Genomic DNA, 18,950 nt, shown 5'->3' on the forward strand with positions numbered 1-18,950 from the left:
TGGACAGCCAATTCCTTCAATTGGTGATGTGTGCAAGTCTGGTCGTGAATTTAGCCCGGTTTGCGGGCAATGACCATATAATTGACGTCAAGATCACGCGGTGCGGGTGACCATTTGTCATTGATCGGGTTATAGGCAACGCCGGTGATATCGGTCATTTCAAGTCCTGCACCCCGCAAGAATCCCGACATTTCCGACGGTTTGACAAATTTGCGCCAGTCATGGGTGCCGGCAGGCAGCCAGCGCAGAATGTATTCCGCACCAATTTTCGCCAGTGCCAGTGATTTGATCGTGCGGTTAAGCGTTGCGACAAACATCAATCCGCCGGGTTTTAAAACCGATGCGCAGGCCTGCATGAAAAATTGCGGGTCATCGACATGCTCGATGACTTCCATGTTCAGAACGATATCAAACTGCTTGCCTTCATCGGCCAGCATTTCCGGTGTTGCGCAGCGATAATCGATTTCAAGGCCCGATTGTTGGGCATGGACTTTGGCGACTTCGATGTTGTTTTCGGCAGCATCGATCGACGTCATTTTGGCCCCCATACGGGCAAGCGGTTCGGACAGCAAACCGGCCCCGCAACCGATATCAATGATCTCGATATCTTTCAGCGGTTCGATGGTGTCTGGATCGCGTCCGACATGGGCGCAGATATTGTCACGCAAAAGGGCCAAACGGACCGGATTGAATTTATGCAGCGGCTTCATCACGCCATTGGGGTCCCACCATTTTTCCGCCATCGCAGAAAAACGTGCAATTTCCTCGGCATTGGCGGTACGGCTGGTTTTGGCGGATGCATCCGACATGGGCTGGCTCCGAAGGCGTTAAATCAAGTTTGCTGTGCGTTGCCCTGTTTACGCGGGGCGGATCATCAAGGCAATACTCTGCTGTTAAATACGGGCATTTGATTGGCATGGATGCGCGGTTAATCGGAGCTCACGTGGTTTGCGCAAATCGTATGGATCATCAGGGTTATTGGGTAATATTCGTCGAATATTTCACCGAATTTGTATCCCGCACGTTGTTTGAGACATATTTGGATGGAAAAAAGTGCCTTCACGCAATTTATCGGCTGCGTTGATGCTTGTTTCGCAATGATTATGGCAGTATTGATAACGCCGCCCGGATCAGGAGAAGCGCCGTTTGTTGGCATGCACCCCTGTTTCGGGACCGGATCACATACCGTCATTTTCGGATAGCCGATAGACGGCGAGCTTAGCGGGGATACTTCATGGCCCGTATTGTCATGAAATTTGGCGGCACTTCGGTCGCTGATGTTGAAAAAATCAAGAACGTCGCGCGTCGGGTCAAAACCGAGGTGGATGCAGGCAATCAGGTTGCTGTTGTCGTTTCTGCCATGTCGGGCAAAACCAATGAACTGGTTGGCTGGGCGCATGAAGTTTCACCGATGTATGATGCGCGTGAATATGACGTCATCGTATCATCGGGTGAGCAGGTGACTGTCGGCCTTTTGGCGATGGCGCTGCAAAGCATGGACGTGCCTGCGCGGTCATGGCTGGGATGGCAAATCCCGCTTAAGACCGACGGCGCACATGCCAAGGCACGTATCAAGGACATCGATACGACCGAACTTGATAAACGCATGAATGGCGGAGAAGTCGTTTGTGTGGCCGGTTTCCAGGGCATTGCACCCGATAACCGGATCACGACACTTGGTCGTGGCGGGTCGGATACGTCTGCGGTTGCGCTTGCAGCAGCACTGAAGGCGGATCGGTGTGATATCTATACAGATGTCGAAGGTGTTTACACCACCGATCCCCGCATTGTGCCCAAGGCACGCAAGATCGATAAGATTACCTACGAAGAAATGCTGGAACTCGCTTCGCTTGGTGCGAAGGTTCTGCAAACCCGTTCTGTCGAGATGGCCATGAACCATCGCGTCCGGGTGCAGGTCCGTTCAACCTTTAGCGAAGCAGAAGGAACACTTGTTGTAGACGAGGACGAGATCGTGGAACAGGAAGTCGTCAGTGGGATCGCCTATAGTCGTGACGAAGCCAAGATTACCTTGGTGAAAGTTGCCGACAAACCGGGTATTGCCGCTTCTATTTTCAGCCCGTTGGCTGATGCAAATATCAATGTCGACATGATCGTGCAGAACGTCTCGGAAGACGGCAAAAGCACGGACATGACCTTTACCGTTCCGCGGGGTGAATTCCAGCGTGCGCTTCAGGTTATCGAGAAAAACAAAGCGCAGATCGCCTATCAGGAACTTCTCAGCACCTCTGATGTGACCAAAGTGTCGATCATTGGTGTCGGGATGCGCTCCCACGTTGGCGTTGCGCGCAAAATGTTTGAGACCTTGGCTGAAAAGGGCATCAACATTCAGGTCATCTCGACTTCGGAAATCAAGGTCAGTGTTCTGATCGCCGAAGAATATACCGAACTTGCGGTTCGTGCCCTGCACACCGCATACGGTCTTGATGACGAATAATTCGACATGGCAATCGCTTTGACGCGATTAAGCCACTGTTAAATTACGTGTAATAATACATACTAGCTGGAACGATGTGTTTCGGCCTTTGTAATGAAATGGCAGGGAACCTCGCGTTCCCTGCATTTCTGCTTTGGGGTACAAAGAATATGAGCGATCCGAAATTTGACGCAGCACACGCGCGCCTGGAAAAGCTATGGGCTGCGGGCAAGGATTTCCTTGGAACCGATTATGCGATCATGGCAGGGGCAATGTCGTGGGTGTCTGAACGTCACCTTGTTTCGGCTGTCTCCAATGCGGGTGGTTTTGGCGTCATTGCCTGCGGGTCGATGACCCCGGACCTGCTGTCTGCGGAAATTGCCGCGACCAAGGAAATGACCAAGAAGCCGTTTGGCGTTAACCTGATTACCATGCATCCGATGCTCGATGATCTGATCGAAGTTTGCCGCGAGCACAATGTTGGTCATGTGGTTCTGGCCGGTGGTCTTCCGTCTTCCGCATCGATCAAACAGGCCAAGGAATTTGCCAAGGTCGTTTGTTTTGCCCCGGCACTGGTTCTGGCCAAAAAACTGATCCGCTCGGGTGCAGATGCGCTTGTGATTGAGGGCAGCGAAGCGGGCGGTCATATCGGCCCGGTTTCACTAACAGTTCTGGTTCAGGAAATCCTGCCGAATATTTCCGACATTCCGGTCTTCTGCGCGGGCGGTATTGGCCGCGGCGAAGCGATTACCGGATTGCTTGAACAGGGGGCAGCCGGGGTTCAGATCGGAACGCGTCTTGTTTGTGCGCAAGAATGTATTGCCCATCCCGATTTCAAAAAGGCCTTCATCCGTGCCAGCGCACGCGATGCGGTAACGACCGTGCAGCTTGACGAACGTTTCCCGGTTATTCCTGTGCGTGCCCTTGCCAATAAAGGCAGCGACGAGTTCCGTGAAAAACAGCGTAGCGTCATTGAGAAATTCCGTGCCGGTGAACTTGATCAGGGCGAAGCACAGCTTGAAATCGAACATTTCTGGGCAGGTGCATTGCGCCGTGCCGTGATCGATGGTGACGTTGAAAGCGGATCGGTTATGGCAGGGCAGTCGGTTGGTATGGTAAAGAAAGAACAACCTGTCGCCGAAATCCTTCAAGAGTTGGCCGAACAGGCCGTGCAATCCCTGGTTAAGAGAGACACCTAAGCCAAATGAGCATTCCGTCCGCCGCAGTCTCTGGTCCGCGACGCCTTTTAAAGCGCGTCCGAGACGTCATGGCTGGACCGGGAACTGCCGAGGAACGCCTTGGCAAGATCGTGACCATCATTGCTGCTGATATGGTGGCAGAGGTGTGCTCGGTCTATGTCATGCGGGCGGGCGAGGTGCTTGAGCTTTTTGCGACATGTGGTCTGTCCAAAGAGGCGGTCCACATGACCCGCCTTCGGGTGGGTGAGGGGATTGTCGGTTTTGTCGCGGCGCATGCGCGTCCCTTGAACCTGAAAGATGCGCAGCGCCATCCGAACTTTGCCTATCGTCCGGAAACCGGCGAGGAAATCTATCATTCCATGATCGGTGTGCCGATCTTGCGCGGTGGCCGGATCATTGGCGTTCTTGCGGTCCAGAACCGGACCGAACGGCTTTATTCCGAAGACGAACAGGAAGCGCTTGAAAACGTTACCATGGTGCTGGCCGAAATGGTCGCCGGTGGGGAGCTTGTCAGCCGGGATGAGTTGATCCAGACCGACGGGATTGCGTTGCTTCCCTTGCGTCTTGGCGGGGCGCGTCTTGCGCCGGGGATCGGCAAAGGTCTGGCCGTGCTGCACGAGCCGCGCATTGTCATTGACCGGATGGTTTCCGATGATCCGGAAGAAGAACTGACGCGCTTGCGCGAAGCCATGCACGGGCTACAGAACCATCTTGATAAGATGCTTGAAGCGGTCTCTGACATAGACGGCATTGATGAGGCAGACGATCCGGGCGATATCCTTGAAGCGTACCGGATGATTGCCCAGGATACCGGCTGGCTGAACCGGATTACCGAAGCCGTTCATACCGGGCTTACCGCCGAAGCCGCCGTGCAGAAGGTGCATGACGATACGCGTGCCCGTATGGCGCAGGTGTCGGACCCGTATTTGCGCGAACGGTTGCATGATCTTGAAGATCTGGCGAACCGGTTGTTGCAGCATCTTTCAGGGCAGTATCAATCCCCGGCGTTCGGTGAATTGCCCGATGAAATTATTCTGGTCGCGCGCAATATCGGCCCGGCGGAACTTCTTGATTACGACCATACGCGTTTGCGCGGTCTTGCCCTTGAAGAAGGGTCACATACCTCGCACGTGGCGATTGTTGCCCGTGCGCTTGATATTCCGGTACTTGGCGGGGTCAAGGGTGTTCTGGACAAGGTCGAAACGGGCGATTTGCTGATTGTTGATGCCGACAATACGCAATTGTTTGTCCGCCCGACGGATGATGTGAAATCGGTCATTGACGGGGCCTTGAAGGCCCGCGCCGAGCGTAAAGTGCTGTATGCGCAGATGCGCGACATGCCGTCGCGCACGACCGATGGTATCGATATTTCGCTTAATGTGAATGCCGGGCTTCTGATCGATGTGCCCCATGTTGTTGAAAGTGGTGCCGACGGTATCGGGCTTTATCGCACGGAAATTCCGTTCATGGTGCGATCGGCCATGCCAGATATCACCGATCAGACAAAGCTTTATGACCGAATTTTCGAACAGGCCGAAGGCCGACCTGTTGTTTTTCGTACTCTTGATGTCGGCGGTGACAAATTGCTGCCCTATTGGGAGGATATGACAGAAGAGAACCCGGCAATGGGGTGGCGGTCGATCCGCATTACACTGGATCGTCCGGCGGTTCTTGTGCATCAGTTGCGTGCATTGATCCGTGCGGGGCATGATCGCGATCTTTACATCATGTTCCCGATGATCGCCGAAGTTGCCGAGTTTGATCAGGCAAAAGCCTTGCTTGACCTGCAGCTTAAACGTGAAGCTGCACGCGGGTTTGTCCCGCGCAAGGTTGAAGTCGGCGCGATGCTCGAAGTGCCGGCTTTGATCTGGCAGGCACCGGCATTGCTTGAACGTGTGGATTTCCTGTCGGTCGGGACCAATGATTTGCTGCAATTTATGTTTGCAGCCGACCGTGGGAACCCGCGAATCGAAGGACGATATGATACGTTGTCACCAAGTGTGTTTGCTTTTATGCGGCAATTGGTGACATTGTGTGATCAGCGGAATGTACGCTTAACCATTTGTGGCGAAATGGCCGGGCGTCCGCTAGAAGCGATGGCCCTTATCGGGTTGGGAATAAAGCGTTTATCGATGGCTCCTGCTTCTGTCGGTCCTGTAAAGGAAATGGTCAGAAGTATGTGTAAAGCTGAAGTTGAGCGATACGTCCTGACGATAATGGACAATTCAACCAAATCTCTGCGGTCGCGTCTTAAGGCTTTCGCAATAGATCATGGTGTAAAACTTTAAAAACAATCGCTTTTGGTGGGGATATCTGCTACTTTTATTGCTAGATCGTAACGTGGGGGTGCGGAGTTGGCGATCAAAAAGCGAAAGGAAGATCATTTGGGTGACGATGCTCGAGGACGCCTGCGTTTCAGGCCTTTGTCCGGGGATCAGCCGTCAAATGATATCGTTATGGACGCAGAGAATAATCAATTCCATGGCGGACATGCCGAAGTCGGAAGCCTGTTAAAGGCGACCCGAAATGGAGCGGGGCAAACCGTTGAAGACGTTTGTCAGATGCTCCGTATTCGAAAAATTTATATCGAAGCCATCGAGAATAGTGACTATTCGCTTCTACCGAATGGTCCTTATGGTCTTGGCTTTGTAAAGGCGTATGCCGCACATCTTGGTTTGGACGGTGCAGAAATCGCCCGTCGTTACCGTGAAGAAAGCAACGCGCCAGCAGTGCGCAGCCATTTGTCTTTCCCGAAACCGGTACAAGAAAGCCGTGTTCCTGGTGGGGCGGTGCTGTTGATTGCTGTGATGCTGGGTCTTGGTGCTTATGGTGGTTGGTATTATCTTTCCAGCCAGGGTAAGACGATTGCCGATCTGGTCGATCCATTGCCTGAACGTCTGGCAGGCTATTCGACGACGGTTGCATCAGACCAGACAGAGCCGCGGAACCTTGAAAACGCGGCAGAAGCACAGGCTGCAGAAGCAGAACCGGCGACCACAGCTCAGACGGGTTCTGATGCAGCGGACCCCGTTATTGCGGAAGCACCTGAGACACCAGCCAATCCTGTCGAGGACACCACGGCTGCAACGCAGCCTGCGGTGAAGCCGGTTCCTGAAGTTGCCGAAGCTCCAGAGCCAGTTGTTACTGAGACAGCGCCAGAAACAGCGCCAGTTACCCGCGAAGTGACCGAAGCACCGGCGGCGCAGCCATCAGCGGATGTTCCCGCTGCTACTGCGCCAGCGCCAGCAGCAGAAGTTGCATCTGTTCCAGCGGCACCTGAAGTTGATGATGCAGGTGGCGCACGGGTCTTTGGGGCAGTGAATGTTGACAGTCGTGTGATGATTTCAGCGGTCGAAACCAGTTGGGTTCGTATTCGCGAGTCAGATGGCAATGTTCTTCTGACCCGGATGCTGACAGCAGGCGATACCTATCGCGTACCGAATCGCGACGGGTTGAAACTTGAAGTCGGTAATGCCGGGGCATTGACCTACAGCATTGATGGTGCGGAAGCCAAACCCGTTGGCAATTACGGTGCGGTAATTTCGGATTTCTCGCTAAATGTTGATGATCTGACACAGGCCGAACAGCCGACAGTTCAATAATTCCAGGCCCGTTTTGCGGGCGTGGTGGCGGTTTAAAAGTCAAAGGCGGCCCATTCGGGTCGCCTTTTTCGGTTTATGTGCTGCTGACTAGTGTAAAGATTATTCAAGTTGAGCCGGTCGGCTGTGCTCGTTTTCTTTGTTTTTCATGAATTTTGGGGTTGTTGAAATCTTTGGGTAGCTCGATTCTTCATGCTCTCTAAATGATGAACAAACTTTCTCATGTAAACTACCAAGACGCTCAACATTTAGCATGTCTTGGGCAATGTTCCTGAAGGTTCGAGTAAAAGGCTTGTTCTTGTGTGCGCGGAACAGCTGATGCAACTTCGAATTAAGGTTAACCGAAGGCCCTGTTACTCCAAGTGACAAGGAATATTGCAGGCCGTTTTCTGTCGAAACTGCATACTTCTTCATTAGACCCCTGCAAGAATCATTAAGGTACTTGAGGATGCCATTTAGTTCTTTTGTCTTTTCAATATGGGGCAAATGATCAAGGTTGTGAAAAATTACTCTGCAATCTTGAAAGTCCTTATGGTTTCTTAGTTCTAAAGCAAGTTCTATGCACTGCTTCGGGGTATCTGTTTTCGAGATGAGGTAGCTCGTGAAGAATGGTAGCTTTAGCGCAAAATGAGATTGCCCACTCGGCGTTAGAATTGAAGCAATTGTTTCTTGAGATTTGGTCTTCAGTGTTTCCAATAGGCCTTGGACAGTTGACGGATAGTCAATGCGGCAGCAACTTTCGCAAAACGCGTCGCGAAGCGGAGCAAGAAAGACGTCAGCAGCTTCGGCTTCCGCGACGGAATTGTAGAAGTATGATCGCTCGGCAGCCCAACCATAACCAAACATTATTCGATTAAGAGCTGTCGTCAATTGTTCCGATTTGAAGTTGGGGTTTTCAGAAGCGAGCGTATGAACTAAAGCCTTTATTTCCGAAATGTCTGAGGCTTCACGAACCTGAAATTGCGGGCTGTAATTGTTACTCGTTGCAACTTGATCACTGTCGGTAGCTTCGGTTCGAAAAATACTCTCAATTGCTTGTTCATGTACCACATCTTTTGGGTCTTGCACGATGAAAGAGAGAGTAAGATATTCACTTGAGACAAAAATGTCCCAGCGCAGTTGAGGTTCTATTCTTAGTGTTTCAAAGAATTTTACTACGTCTCCGGCGGGGACCGAGCCGTCAAGTGAGAATGTCATTCGTCGAGCGAAGTCTGCAGCTTCAGCCGATAATTGCTTGTAAGTCGGGGACGAGACGCTTTTGAAGTCAATAAAGTCAAACTTCTTGAGTCTAGCTGATCGATATTCAGTTTTGTAATCGTCGATTCCGATCAATCGATCGCTGAAAAGGATAGCGGTGACAAGCTTTTCGAGACAAAGGATGTCATTTTCTTTGTAGGCTAAATTCTTGATTTTGCTTTCGCCGACGATACGCTCAACTCCACTCAATGTGGCATTATCGACAATGCACTTGCGGTTGGTCGTCATTGTTCTTCCATCTAAAGCTGCGAAGTTAGGGTGTAGCACTTTATTTGTTTCGTCTAGAGCGAGGTTTGATTTCTTGATCTGCCTTCTGTTTGATGGTTGGTATAGTTAATGTTTATGCCTAAGCGATGAAAATCTGTCACCCAACGGTTTCTAATCCGCGTTTGATAAGCTATATACTCCTGCAAGACATTTTGAACATTTTGGAACCCGAAATGAGCGTCCGCCCATATCGCGACATTGAACGCCGAAAAAGCCGTAAAATCCACGTTGGTAATGTGGAAGTCGGTGGTGATGCACCGATCTCGGTACAGTCGATGACCAACACCCTGACCACCGATGTGAACGCGACAGTTGCGCAGATCCATCGGTTGGAAGAAGCCGGTGCTGACATCGTTCGTGTGTCCTGCCCGGATCAGGAATCCAGTCTTGCACTGAAAGACATCATCAAACAGGTGAATGTCCCGATCGTTGCCGACATTCATTTCCATTACAAACGCGCCATCGAAGCAGCCGAATCAGGTGCCGCGTGTCTTCGGATCAATCCGGGTAATATCGGATCAACCGAACGCGTGCGCGAAGTGGTCAAGGCCGCCAAGGATCACGGATGTTCGATGCGTATCGGTGTGAATGCCGGGTCGCTTGAAAAAGAACTTCTGGAACGCTACGGCGAACCTTGCCCGGAAGCGATGGTCGAAAGTGCGCTGAACCACGCCAAAATTCTGGAAGATCAGGATTTCCGCGAGTTCAAGATTTCGGTCAAGGCATCTGATGTGTTTCTTGCGGTTGCTGCCTATTACGGGTTGGCAGAGGCTTGTGACTATCCGCTGCATCTTGGCATTACCGAGGCCGGTGGTCTGCGCGGTGGTACGGTCAAGTCATCGATTGGCATGGGCAATCTTCTGTGGGCCGGTATTGGTGATACGCTGCGCGTGTCGCTTTCGGCTGATCCGGTTGAAGAAATCCATGTTGGTTATGACATTTTGAAATCGCTGGGTCTGCGTACCCGTGGGGTTCAGATCATTTCCTGCCCGTCCTGTGCACGTCAGGGCTTTAACGTGGTGGAGACAGTTGCCGAGCTTGAACAACGGCTGGCACATATTTCGACCCCGATTTCGCTGTCGATTATTGGCTGTATCGTCAATGGTCCGGGTGAGGCGCGTGAAACCGATATCGGTCTGACCGGTGGCGGTGGCGGAAACCACAAGATGTATATTTCCGGTCGTCCGGATCACAATATCAGCACGGAAAAAATGGTCGACCATATCGTTGAACTGGTCGAAGAACGTGTGGCAAAGATCGAAGCCGAAGAAGCCGCCAAGCAAACCGCAGCAGAGTAGCAAGGCTGAATTGATCAATTTTGGCTTTCCGCCACACCGGCGGAAAGCTATTTTCATGTTCACATGAGTTTGCGCCGATTGAACGTCGCGTAAATATCTGGAATTCAAGTTAGATCGGAGACCCAAAGTGGCATCGCTTCAACCCGTCCGTGGCACGCATGACCTTCTGCCCGAGCAGAACCGGTTGCAGGATTACATCGCGAATACTGCACGCGAAATCGGCGAGTTGTATGGCTATCACCGCATGTCGACGCCGATCTTTGAATTTACCGACGTCTTTGCGCGGACCCTTGGCGATACATCTGATGTCGTGACCAAGGAAATGTACACGTTTGAAGATCGTGGTGGCGAACAGATTACCCTGCGTCCTGAAGGAACCGCCGGTGTTGCGCGTGCCTATATCTCAAACGGTATGCAGCAGATGTCGCCGGTCAAGGTCAACTATTATGGCCCGATGTTCCGATATGAGCGCCCGCAGAAAGGCCGTCAGCGTCAGTTCCATCAAATCGGTGCCGAACTGCTTGGCGTTGAACAGGTTGCAGGCGATATCGAAATGATTGGCTATGGTGCGCATATCCTTAAATCCCTTGGTCTTTGGGACAGCATCACGTTGGAATTGAACACCCTTGGCGATCCCGAAAGCCGTGTGGCGTACCGTGATGTGCTGGTGGATTATTTCAAAGGTCATTTCGATAAACTGTCCGAAGACAGCCGCGCACGTTTGGAAAAGAACCCGCTGCGTATTCTTGATTCCAAGGATGAAGGCGATCGGGCATTGGTCGCCAATGCGCCGCTATTCTCTGAATATCTGAATGAACACAGCAAAGAATTCTTCAAGGGCCTGACCGAAGGTCTGGGCGATATCGGGATCAGTTACGAACTGAACCCGCGTCTGGTGCGTGGTCTGGATTACTATTGCCATACCTGCTTTGAATTCACGACCAACACCCTTGGTGCACAGGGAACCGTGATGGCCGGTGGCCGTTATGATGGCCTGATTTCGACCATGGGTGGTCCGCAGACCGCCGGTGTTGGTTGGGCTGCGGGTGTTGAACGTTTGGCGTTGATGGTTGGCGAAGCACCGGCAGGTGCGCGCCCGGTCGCATTGATCCCGATGGGGGACGCCGCAGAAGCCAAATGTCGCACTCTTGCACAGGCCCTGCGCGAAGCGGGTGTTGCGGTCGAGCTTGGCTATTCCGGCAATATGAAAAAACGCATGAAACGTGCCGATAAGGCAAATGCCTATAAGGCCATCATTCTTGGTGATGATGAATTGGCCAAGGGCGTTGCCCAACTGCGTGATCTTGATAGCGGTGAACAGCAAGAAGTTGCCCTTGATCAGCTTGCGGATGTGATCGGCAAAAAGTGAGAATGGTGTGACAGACGCGATTTCGCATGATGATGCCGGAGACTGGCCGCTAGATCGCCTGATGGTGATCGGCACCAATCATCGGCGCTCCAGCGAAGACACACGCGACCGTCTGTTCATTGATGAAGCCCGCCTACCACAGTTTCTGGCCGCGATTGAACAGGCCCGTCTGGGGCAGGCGGTCGTCGTTTCGACCTGTAACCGCACCGAAATTCATCTGCTGGCGTCCGAGGCCGAACGTGGCCGCGAACGGTTGATTGATCTGATGTCGCTGTGGGCGGATGTCGATCGGGATCAACTGGCAAGTGAACTTTATATCCGATCAGGCCGGGATGCCCTGCGCCATATGTTTGCCGTGGCGGCATCGCTTGACAGTATGGTGATTGGCGAACCTGAAGTATTTGGTCAGGTCAAAGACGCGCACAGGATTGCGCGCCGTCATGATCTTGTAGGGCGCGAACTGGAACTGGTCTATCAGACCGCCTATGCCATTGCCAAAAAGGTCCGTAGTCAAACCGGGATCGGGCAGGGGGCGGTTTCGATTGCCGCTGCCGCACAGTCGGTTGCCCGCGATCTGCATGGTGATCTTGCCAATTGCACCTTATTGCTTGCCGGGGCGGGCGATATGGGCGAACTGATCGCAGCATCCCTTGCCGAGCGCGGCATAGGTCGCATTCTGGTCACGGATCGACTGGCAGCACGGGCAAGATTGGTCGCACGGCGTCTGGATTGTCATTGGTCGGAAATGGATGATCTGGATCGGCTTTTGGCCGAGGCCGATCTGGTTCTGACCGCTGGTGGATCACGGCGTTATATGATTGATAAGGATCGGGCATTGGCAGCGGTCAAACGCCGCCGGTATCGTCCGGTCCTGATGATTGATACGGCCGTTCCCGGTGATATTGATCCGCAGGTCGATGAAATTGACGAAGTGTTCTTTTACCGGATCGAAGATCTGGAAAAGATCGCGGCAGAAGGCCGGGGCGGGCGTGAAGAAAAGGCCGATGAAGCCTGGGCGCTGATCGAGGCGGAGCTTGATGGTTTTGTCCGTGGTCGTGCACAGCGTGCAGCGGTTCCGGCCATTGCCGATTTGCGGAGACGGTTTGAAACCGTGCGCGAAGATGCCCTTCGGGAAAGTCAGGGCGATGCGGAAAAGGCAACCAGGCTTTTGATCAATCGGTTGTTGCATACACCGACACAGGCCCTGAAAGATTTGGCGACGACAACGGATGGTGCAGGCACCATTGAATGGGTCAAGGCCCAGAAACTGTTGGCGCGTCTGTTTGAACTTGATGAAAAACCGGTTGGTGGTGCAGATACCCCAAACGATCCGAAGCAGGAGAATAAAGAGTGAGTCTGGACCTTGGTAAGCTTGACGGTGTCGTTCGCCGGTTCGACGAGCTCAATGCCGTTCTTTCAAGTGGCGAGCTGGACGGTGACGGTTTTGTCAAAATGTCGCGCGAGCATGCTGAGCTGGCACCGATTGTCGAGGTCATCGAAGCCTATAAACGGCTTCTGAACGATCTTGCCGAAGCCGAAGAAATTCTGGCAGATCCGGCGGGCGATCGTGACATGCGCGAAATGGCCGAAGCCGAGAAATACGAAATTCAGGAAAAGCTGCCCGAGGCAGAGCGTCAGATGAAACTGATGCTGATCCCCAAAGACAGTGCGGATACCAAAAACGCCATTCTTGAAATTCGTGCCGGAACGGGTGGTGAAGAAGCCGCCCTTTTTGCCGCCGATCTTTATCGCATGTATCAGCGTTACGCCGAAGGGCGCGGCTGGAAGTTCGAACAGATGGACGCCAGCGAGAACGACCTTGGCGGGTATAAGGAAGTGATCGTCAACGTATCGGGAACGGACGTTTTTGCGCGTTTGAAATTTGAAAGCGGCGTGCATCGTGTGCAGCGTGTGCCGGTCACCGAAGGCGGCGGACGCATTCATACCTCGGCTGCGACCGTTGCTGTGTTGCCCGAAGCCGAAGAAGTTGACATTCGCATTGATCCCAAAGATCTGCGTATTGATACCTATCGATCCCAGGGGGCTGGTGGTCAGCACGTCAACACCACCGATAGTGCGGTGCGGATTACCCATATTCCGACCGGTGTGGTTGCCGCCAGTCAGGAAGCCAAATCCCAGCATAAGAACAAAGAAAAAGCGATGAAGATGCTGCTGTCGCGTCTGTATGATCAGGAACGCGAAAGCAAGGATACCGCGCGGGCGGCAGACCGTAAGTCACAGGTCGGATCGGGCGATCGGTCTGAGCGCATCCGCACCTATAATTTCCCGCAAGGGCGCGTATCAGATCACCGCATCAACCTGACGCTTTATCGTCTGGATGATTTTATGGCCGGTGGTCCTGCCGTTGATGAAATGTTTGATGCCCTGATTGCCGAAGAACAGGCACAGAAACTTGCCGAGATCGAAGGCTAGGACATGCAGACCGATCCGTTGACCATTGATGCCAACAGCCCTTCAACACTTGGTGCCTTAATGGCGCAAGGTGTTGCTGAGCTGAGCGATGCCGGGATTGAAAATGCGCGTATGGATGCGCGTATTTTGCTATCGCGTGCGGCTGGTGTTGATGGTGGTCGGATTACGGCATGGCCCGAAGAAGAAGTTGCTCCAGACAAAGCCGCAATCTTCAAGGACATGATCGCGCGCCGGGCTGGTCATGAGCCGGTTGGCCGTATTTTGGGGGAGCGTGATTTTTGGCGTCATACGTTCAAACTTTCCCCTGAAACGCTTGAACCGCGCCCCGATAGCGAAACGCTTGTCGAATGGGCGATTGATTTCCTTGAAGATGCCGATGCGCCAAGCATCATTGATTTTGGCACGGGAACCGGGTGTTTGTTGTTATCCGCGATTGGCGATCTTCCCGGTGCAAGCGGGCTTGGTCTTGATATCAGCGAAGGGGCAATTGCCTGCGCACGGGAAAATGCGCGTAGTTTGGATCTTGTTCAGCAGACAGAATTTCGCGTTTCGGACTGGGACAGCGCCCTAAGCGATGCGGAACGCGAAGCGGGGTTTGATCTTGTGATGTCAAATCCGCCCTATATCACCGCCGATGAGATGAAAACTTTATCCGCCGAGGTGCAAAAGTTTGATCCGCGTCAGGCCTTAACTGATGAAGGCGACGGGCTTGCGGCCTATCGGATATTGGCACAGGTCGCGTTCAGTCTGGCAAAGCCGGCCGGTTTTGTGATCTTTGAGATCGGGCGCGGCCAGGAAAAAGATGTCGGGCAACTGTTGATCGAGGCCGGATTTGTCGGGGTCGAATACCGCGAAGACCTTGGCGGTATTGTTCGCTGCGTCGCGGCAAAGAAAACCCGTTGTTCTGTCGGGCGCTGCGTAATTTGATCTTTCGGGACTCACAGACGCAAAAAAAGCGAATGGCAGTGAAAAAAACAGTTGGAATAACCGAACAAGCCATATAGGTTGGTTTGAACGGGCCGGGTGCCCGACGCGCTTATGAAAGCGCCGTGTTCCCCAGTAAACAGTCAGCAATCTCCGTTCCTTCAATGGTTCTCGGCAGATTTGTACGGATGCCGTTTAATCGGTACTGTTTAGCGGGAAATATGTTTTTCAGACGGAGTGGTTCCGGGGCCGATGATGTCACCGGATTGTCCTTCAACACCAAAGTCATGTTGATATGAGAAATAACAATAAACGTCCGCGCGGACGGCAACAGCCTACTAAACGTCCAGTAAATCCAAAATTTCAGAATTTTGACAGTAATGGGCCGGATGGCCGTGTTCGTGGGAACGCGCAACAGGTCCATGAAAAATATGTTTCGCTGGCCAAGGATTGCACTGACGATCCTGTTTTGGCGGAAAACTATTACCAGCACGCTGAACACTACCATCGCATCCTTCAGGCTGCGCAGGAGTGGGAAAATCAGCGTCGCGACGAGCGGGTCGGTGACAATAACAACAACCGTAACCGCAACAACAATCGCAACGGCCGTGATGACCGCAACGAAGCCCAGCCAAATCAGGGCGACGATCAGCGAAGTGACAACACCGAAAACGCAGCAAATGCTGCGACAGACGGTGCCCCGACTTCGAATGATGCGGAAAATACAGCTGGTGAAAACACCGAAGGCACATCTGCCGCCGGTGGTGATGATCGACCAAGACGCGCACCGCGTGCCCGTCGTACGGAAGGCCGTCCTGCCGGTCGTGGTCGCCCACGCCGTTCGGATGATGCCGATCATAACACTTCTGCCCCGGCAGCAAGCAATGCACATGTAAATGCGGTCAGCGATGACGCACCTGCTGCATCTGCGCCTGTTGCTGCGGAACCTGCTGCACCGGCATCTTCGGATGCCGACAGTGCGGATCAGGGGGATGACGGCGAAAAGAAAACCCGCCGCGCATCAAGCAGTACGACCCGGACACGGGGCCGTCACCCAACAGCACGCCGCGGACGTAGCCGCGCTGCGGGCCGGGATGACGAAGAAACAGCGTCATCTGATGAAGGGTCCGAACCCGTTTCGGCCTGATCCATTCAGAAATGATGTTTTTGCATGACAAACACCCCTGCAAGTCGATGACTTGCGGGGGTGTTGTCGTTTGGGAATGGTCACGCGCAAAACTCTGTATCTTTTACAGAACAAACCGGTAAAATTATAAACCTTAATAAGGCGTGCAACCGTTGATTATTGTTGGTATCAATTGATTTAAGGGGTCTTGACCCCAAAATAACAAACAATTCCGTGAAGTTATCAATAGAAGCAGTTTGATTGCAATTTACGGAACGGCTGCAATATTGGGGGTTCTTTGATGGGAGCTGGCTTTTTTCGGATCGTCATGGTGGTGCTATGGGCACTTGGCGGGATGGTTATTGCCCTCGGATTGTTCAATGGCGACTATGAACTGGCCCTGCTTGGCGGGGTGTGTTTCATCATCCCGATGTTCTTGCCGTTGGTCGTTCTTGCGGTAAACAAAGCCAAATCTCCTTCTCCTTCGAAGTCAAAACAATCAATGACCCCGGCGCAGGCTGCCAAGGCCAAAACGGAAGGCCAGTGGGCCAAGCTTGAAGACCTTACCGGGCGTAAGCTGCTTGAAAACAATCCGCCTTTTGTGCTGGGCCGCTGGGGCGATGAGAAACGATTGCTGGGTGCTTCGGGGCTCAAGCGTGTTTTGACCTTTGCCACCACGCCCCAGGAATATTACCGCGCATCGGCGGAGCCAAACGCGCTGATGCATCCGGGAAACCTGTTTGTATATGAGCGCCATGGCAGCATTTTTCGCGCCATTCATGACCGCCGGACCAAGATGGGCCAAAGGTTGATCGTCATTGATCCGCATGGTCAGACCGGCGTTGAGTCTCAGCAATTCAATCCGTTCGATTTTATTCGCCAGAAAGGTGAAGCGCTGATCACGGATACAGCGTTGATCGCAGATACACTTTTGGCACCGATGTTTGTTCAGGATCTTGATGAAAAGGAAGTCCGTGTTGCGCGGACCCTTTTGCAGGGCTTTATCGTTTTCACAATCCAGACAAGCGATAAGGAAAACCGGAATCTTGGCGAGGTTCGGCGAAACCTGATCATGCCGTCGCACCGTTTCTATAAAATCCTCGAAGATCTGATGGGGATTGAATCGGCAGACGGGCGTATTTCCGAAGTTGCCCTTAACATCCTTGATATGACCGAAGATCAGCGGATGAAGATTATCGAAGCCTGTCGGTTGGCAACAGAGGAATTTGATAATCCGCAAATTTCGCGTCTGTTGAGCAAAAGCAGTTTCACGATTGAGGACATTACCAGTGGCGGGGTTTCAATATTTGTCATTGGCCAGCTTGGCGGGGACACACCGGAAGTTCAGCCATCCTTTAGCCGTGTGATGCTTGCCGGGATGATGAACCTGATCAATCAACGTGGGTGGAAGTCCGGTGATCCGGAATTCTTGGTGTTGCTTGACGGGATCGAGCATGTCGGGCGTATGCCGCTGTTTGAACGGCTTCTTGGTGGCGGATTTGGCGATGGCATGATTGTCTGGCCGGGCTTTAGCGGGGTCAGCGGTCTGATGGATGTTTGTCTTAACTGGGAAAACGTCGTTGGCCGCGTTGATGCGATTTCCGTGCTTAGTCAGGATGGTGCATTTAATCTTGATTGGGTTTCCGGCCTGACCGCGATGTCGAAATTTGAAGATACCGGGGGGAGTGGTGACACAACCCGTCCGGTGCATTTGCGATCACGTGACAATCAGCCGATCCTGCGGTCGGCCGAAGTTGCGCGTTTCCCGAAAGAAGAACAAATTCTGTTCCGCAAAGGCTGCCCACCGATCCGGGCCCACCGGATTGACTGGTATCACGACGAATTATTCACAGGCATGGCCGTACACGCGCCGACCTTCAGTTCAGACTGAAATCATTTGGGATGAGGTGCAGCGCACTTGCCAGAAATACCATATCTGGCAAGCGCAATCTGATGGGTGGTTTTAGGCAATCGTGATGCTGTCGCCAGGTGTCAGGACGGTATCGTCAAGGGCCTCAACATACACACCCATATAGAGATGATTGACACCCTTGCGCAGCATAAGCGGCACATTGATATCCGATACGGCTGTATCGGGATTGATGCTGGTGGCTTTGCAGCGCGTGATGGGGTGAATGACCCGAAATTTTGCATCATTGATCGTGATGATCTGACCTTCTTCCCATTCCAGTTCTTTCCAAGGTGCCAGCCCATCAATCAACAGGTTGCCGCGGAACCGCATGGGATCAATTTCGGCCTGAACAATACGTTCGCCAAAATCACGGATCGAGGCCAAATTCAGAACCGAAATATACGGCTCCTTCATGTCGCCAAACTGGGTGTCGGGAACGGCATAGATTTTTGGGGTGCCGGCAACATCATTTTTTAAGAATGCTTTGAGGAAATCCTCAATCACGGTGCGGCCCATAGACTCATCCAGCTTGCCTTTGCAGATCGCGCGGTTGTTGCGCAGAACCGTCAGCGTGCAGGTGGCTTCATCATATTCAGTGCCAAGTTCGGTCAGTTTCGGGGTGTTGACCAATTGCAGGAAATTGCTTTTGCGCACCCATTCATGAACGCCGTCCTGACCAACCGCCGATTGGCTGGCAATGACAAAGCGGCGGTCATCCGTAAGCATGCGATGGGCGGTGATTTTTGCGCTTGGCATATCCACGCCGCGCAGTCCCTTGACCGGATAGCGTTTTATGGCTTTTAGCTCGACCGTCATTTTCTAGTTTCCTGTGTGGCGCCTGGGCATGCTGTTGGTGCGGGGCGAAATGCATGCCGTCATCGCAGACGTTAAAACGTTGTTTTGCCAAGGGCAACCCTGATCGCGCTGGATATTTCATACGCGTCGGGTGCGAGCTGGAATAATGCTAGAAAACTGTGCTGCGGCGCACAATTAATTCTTGCAACTTTTGTAGGGGTATCTGGTTGCAAACGGGGTAGACTGATACATATCAATGTTGTCGATGTCGGAATAATCTATAATTTGAAAATAGGTAATAACGACAAGGTCGTGGATGCTTCCAAGAAGGTCCACA

The 18,950-nt window shown here is 52.7% G+C and carries 14 protein-coding genes; 11 read left to right on the top strand and 3 right to left on the bottom strand.

The genetic code is table 11. The features are described 5' to 3' along the window. Window positions 1-50: 50 nt before the first annotated feature. On the bottom strand, window positions 51-809 hold the full coding sequence (gene ubiG, locus ACQ0MK_RS01900) for a bifunctional 2-polyprenyl-6-hydroxyphenol methylase/3-demethylubiquinol 3-O-methyltransferase UbiG (RefSeq protein WP_430474587.1): 759 nt from the start codon (window positions 807-809) through the stop codon (window positions 51-53). Between the two features lie 425 nt (window positions 810-1,234). Here ubiG and ACQ0MK_RS01905 point away from each other — a divergent pair, with 425 nt between their 5' ends. From ACQ0MK_RS01905 to ACQ0MK_RS01920, 4 genes are all read left to right on the top strand, one after another. Continuing rightward, window positions 1,235-2,455 (top strand): aspartate kinase, encoded by a 1,221-nt coding sequence (locus tag ACQ0MK_RS01905; protein WP_430474588.1) that lies wholly within the window; start codon window positions 1,235-1,237, stop codon window positions 2,453-2,455. A 149-nt stretch (window positions 2,456-2,604) separates the two neighbouring features. Then, complete coding sequence (locus ACQ0MK_RS01910; protein WP_430474589.1) at window positions 2,605-3,633, top strand: NAD(P)H-dependent flavin oxidoreductase; 1,029 nt, start codon at window positions 2,605-2,607, stop codon at window positions 3,631-3,633. A 5-nt stretch (window positions 3,634-3,638) separates the two neighbouring features. Continuing rightward, entirely contained in the window at window positions 3,639-5,921 is a 2,283-nt protein-coding gene (gene ptsP, locus ACQ0MK_RS01915; RefSeq protein ID WP_430474590.1) for a phosphoenolpyruvate--protein phosphotransferase, read from the top strand. 168 nt (window positions 5,922-6,089) lie between these two features. Next, window positions 6,090-7,235 carry a RodZ domain-containing protein gene (locus ACQ0MK_RS01920; RefSeq protein WP_430474591.1) on the top strand — a complete coding sequence of 382 codons (1,146 nt, stop codon included), beginning with the start codon at window positions 6,090-6,092 and terminating at the stop codon, window positions 7,233-7,235. A gap of 99 nt (window positions 7,236-7,334) precedes the next feature. Here ACQ0MK_RS01920 and ACQ0MK_RS01925 read toward each other — a convergent pair whose 3' ends face one another. Then, a complete protein-coding gene (locus tag ACQ0MK_RS01925; RefSeq protein WP_430474592.1) occupies window positions 7,335-8,717 on the bottom strand; it encodes a hypothetical protein in 1,383 nt (460 codons plus the stop codon). Window positions 8,718-8,929: 212 nt separating this feature from the next. Between ACQ0MK_RS01925 and ispG the strand changes: the two genes are divergently transcribed. The 7 genes from ispG (at window position 8,930) to ACQ0MK_RS01960 (ending at window position 17,797) form a co-directional block, all read left to right on the top strand. Beyond that, complete coding sequence (gene ispG, locus ACQ0MK_RS01930) at window positions 8,930-10,054, top strand: flavodoxin-dependent (E)-4-hydroxy-3-methylbut-2-enyl-diphosphate synthase (protein WP_430474593.1); 1,125 nt, start codon at window positions 8,930-8,932, stop codon at window positions 10,052-10,054. A 127-nt stretch (window positions 10,055-10,181) separates the two neighbouring features. Continuing rightward, the gene (gene hisS / locus ACQ0MK_RS01935) at window positions 10,182-11,423 is read left to right on the top strand and encodes a histidine--tRNA ligase (protein WP_430474594.1); all 1,242 of its coding nucleotides are present in this window, start codon (window positions 10,182-10,184) and stop codon (window positions 11,421-11,423) included. Window positions 11,424-11,430: 7 nt separating this feature from the next. Further along, entirely contained in the window at window positions 11,431-12,777 is a 1,347-nt protein-coding gene (hemA, locus tag ACQ0MK_RS01940; protein WP_350044380.1) for a glutamyl-tRNA reductase, read from the top strand. After that, window positions 12,774-13,856, top strand: coding sequence for a peptide chain release factor 1 (gene prfA / locus ACQ0MK_RS01945; RefSeq protein ID WP_350159939.1), 1,083 nt, complete (start codon window positions 12,774-12,776; stop codon window positions 13,854-13,856). The genes hemA and prfA overlap by 4 nt, the downstream gene beginning before the upstream one ends. A 3-nt stretch (window positions 13,857-13,859) precedes the next feature. Next, entirely contained in the window at window positions 13,860-14,783 is a 924-nt protein-coding gene (prmC, locus tag ACQ0MK_RS01950) for a peptide chain release factor N(5)-glutamine methyltransferase (RefSeq protein WP_430474595.1), read from the top strand. A 292-nt stretch (window positions 14,784-15,075) separates the two neighbouring features. After that, entirely contained in the window at window positions 15,076-15,927 is an 852-nt protein-coding gene (locus tag ACQ0MK_RS01955; protein ID WP_430474596.1) for a DUF4167 domain-containing protein, read from the top strand. A gap of 280 nt (window positions 15,928-16,207) precedes the next feature. After that, a complete protein-coding gene (locus ACQ0MK_RS01960; RefSeq protein WP_430474597.1) occupies window positions 16,208-17,797 on the top strand; it encodes a type IV secretory system conjugative DNA transfer family protein in 1,590 nt (529 codons plus the stop codon). Between the two features lie 72 nt (window positions 17,798-17,869). On the opposite strand, the gene ACQ0MK_RS01965 is transcribed toward ACQ0MK_RS01960, so the two are convergent. Further along, a complete protein-coding gene (locus tag ACQ0MK_RS01965) occupies window positions 17,870-18,634 on the bottom strand; it encodes an MOSC domain-containing protein (protein ID WP_430474598.1) in 765 nt (254 codons plus the stop codon). Window positions 18,635-18,950: the final 316 nt, after the last annotated feature.

Source organism: Thalassospira lucentensis, assembly GCF_050516545.1.
Taxonomy (GTDB): domain Bacteria; phylum Pseudomonadota; class Alphaproteobacteria; order Rhodospirillales; family Thalassospiraceae; genus Thalassospira; species Thalassospira lucentensis_C.

Bases quoted from the DNA above. Each gene is read 5' to 3' on its own strand.
- ACQ0MK_RS01910 (WP_430474589.1), top strand. From the start codon at position 2,605: ATGAGCGATCCGAAATTTGACGCAGCACACGCGCGCCTGGAAAAGCTA.
- ispG (WP_430474593.1), top strand. From the start codon at position 8,930: ATGAGCGTCCGCCCATATCGCGACATTGAACGCCGAAAAAGCCGTAAA.
- ptsP (WP_430474590.1), top strand. From the start codon at position 3,639: ATGAGCATTCCGTCCGCCGCAGTCTCTGGTCCGCGACGCCTTTTAAAG.
- ACQ0MK_RS01960 (WP_430474597.1), top strand. From the start codon at position 16,208: ATGGGAGCTGGCTTTTTTCGGATCGTCATGGTGGTGCTATGGGCACTT.
- ubiG (WP_430474587.1), bottom strand. From the start codon at position 809: ATGTCGGATGCATCCGCCAAAACCAGCCGTACCGCCAATGCCGAGGAA.
- prmC (WP_430474595.1), top strand. From the start codon at position 13,860: ATGCAGACCGATCCGTTGACCATTGATGCCAACAGCCCTTCAACACTT.
- ACQ0MK_RS01925 (WP_430474592.1), bottom strand. From the start codon at position 8,717: ATGACGACCAACCGCAAGTGCATTGTCGATAATGCCACATTGAGTGGA.
- ACQ0MK_RS01905 (WP_430474588.1), top strand. From the start codon at position 1,235: ATGGCCCGTATTGTCATGAAATTTGGCGGCACTTCGGTCGCTGATGTT.
- ACQ0MK_RS01955 (WP_430474596.1), top strand. From the start codon at position 15,076: ATGAGAAATAACAATAAACGTCCGCGCGGACGGCAACAGCCTACTAAA.
- ACQ0MK_RS01920 (WP_430474591.1), top strand. From the start codon at position 6,090: ATGGACGCAGAGAATAATCAATTCCATGGCGGACATGCCGAAGTCGGA.
- ACQ0MK_RS01965 (WP_430474598.1), bottom strand. From the start codon at position 18,634: ATGACGGTCGAGCTAAAAGCCATAAAACGCTATCCGGTCAAGGGACTG.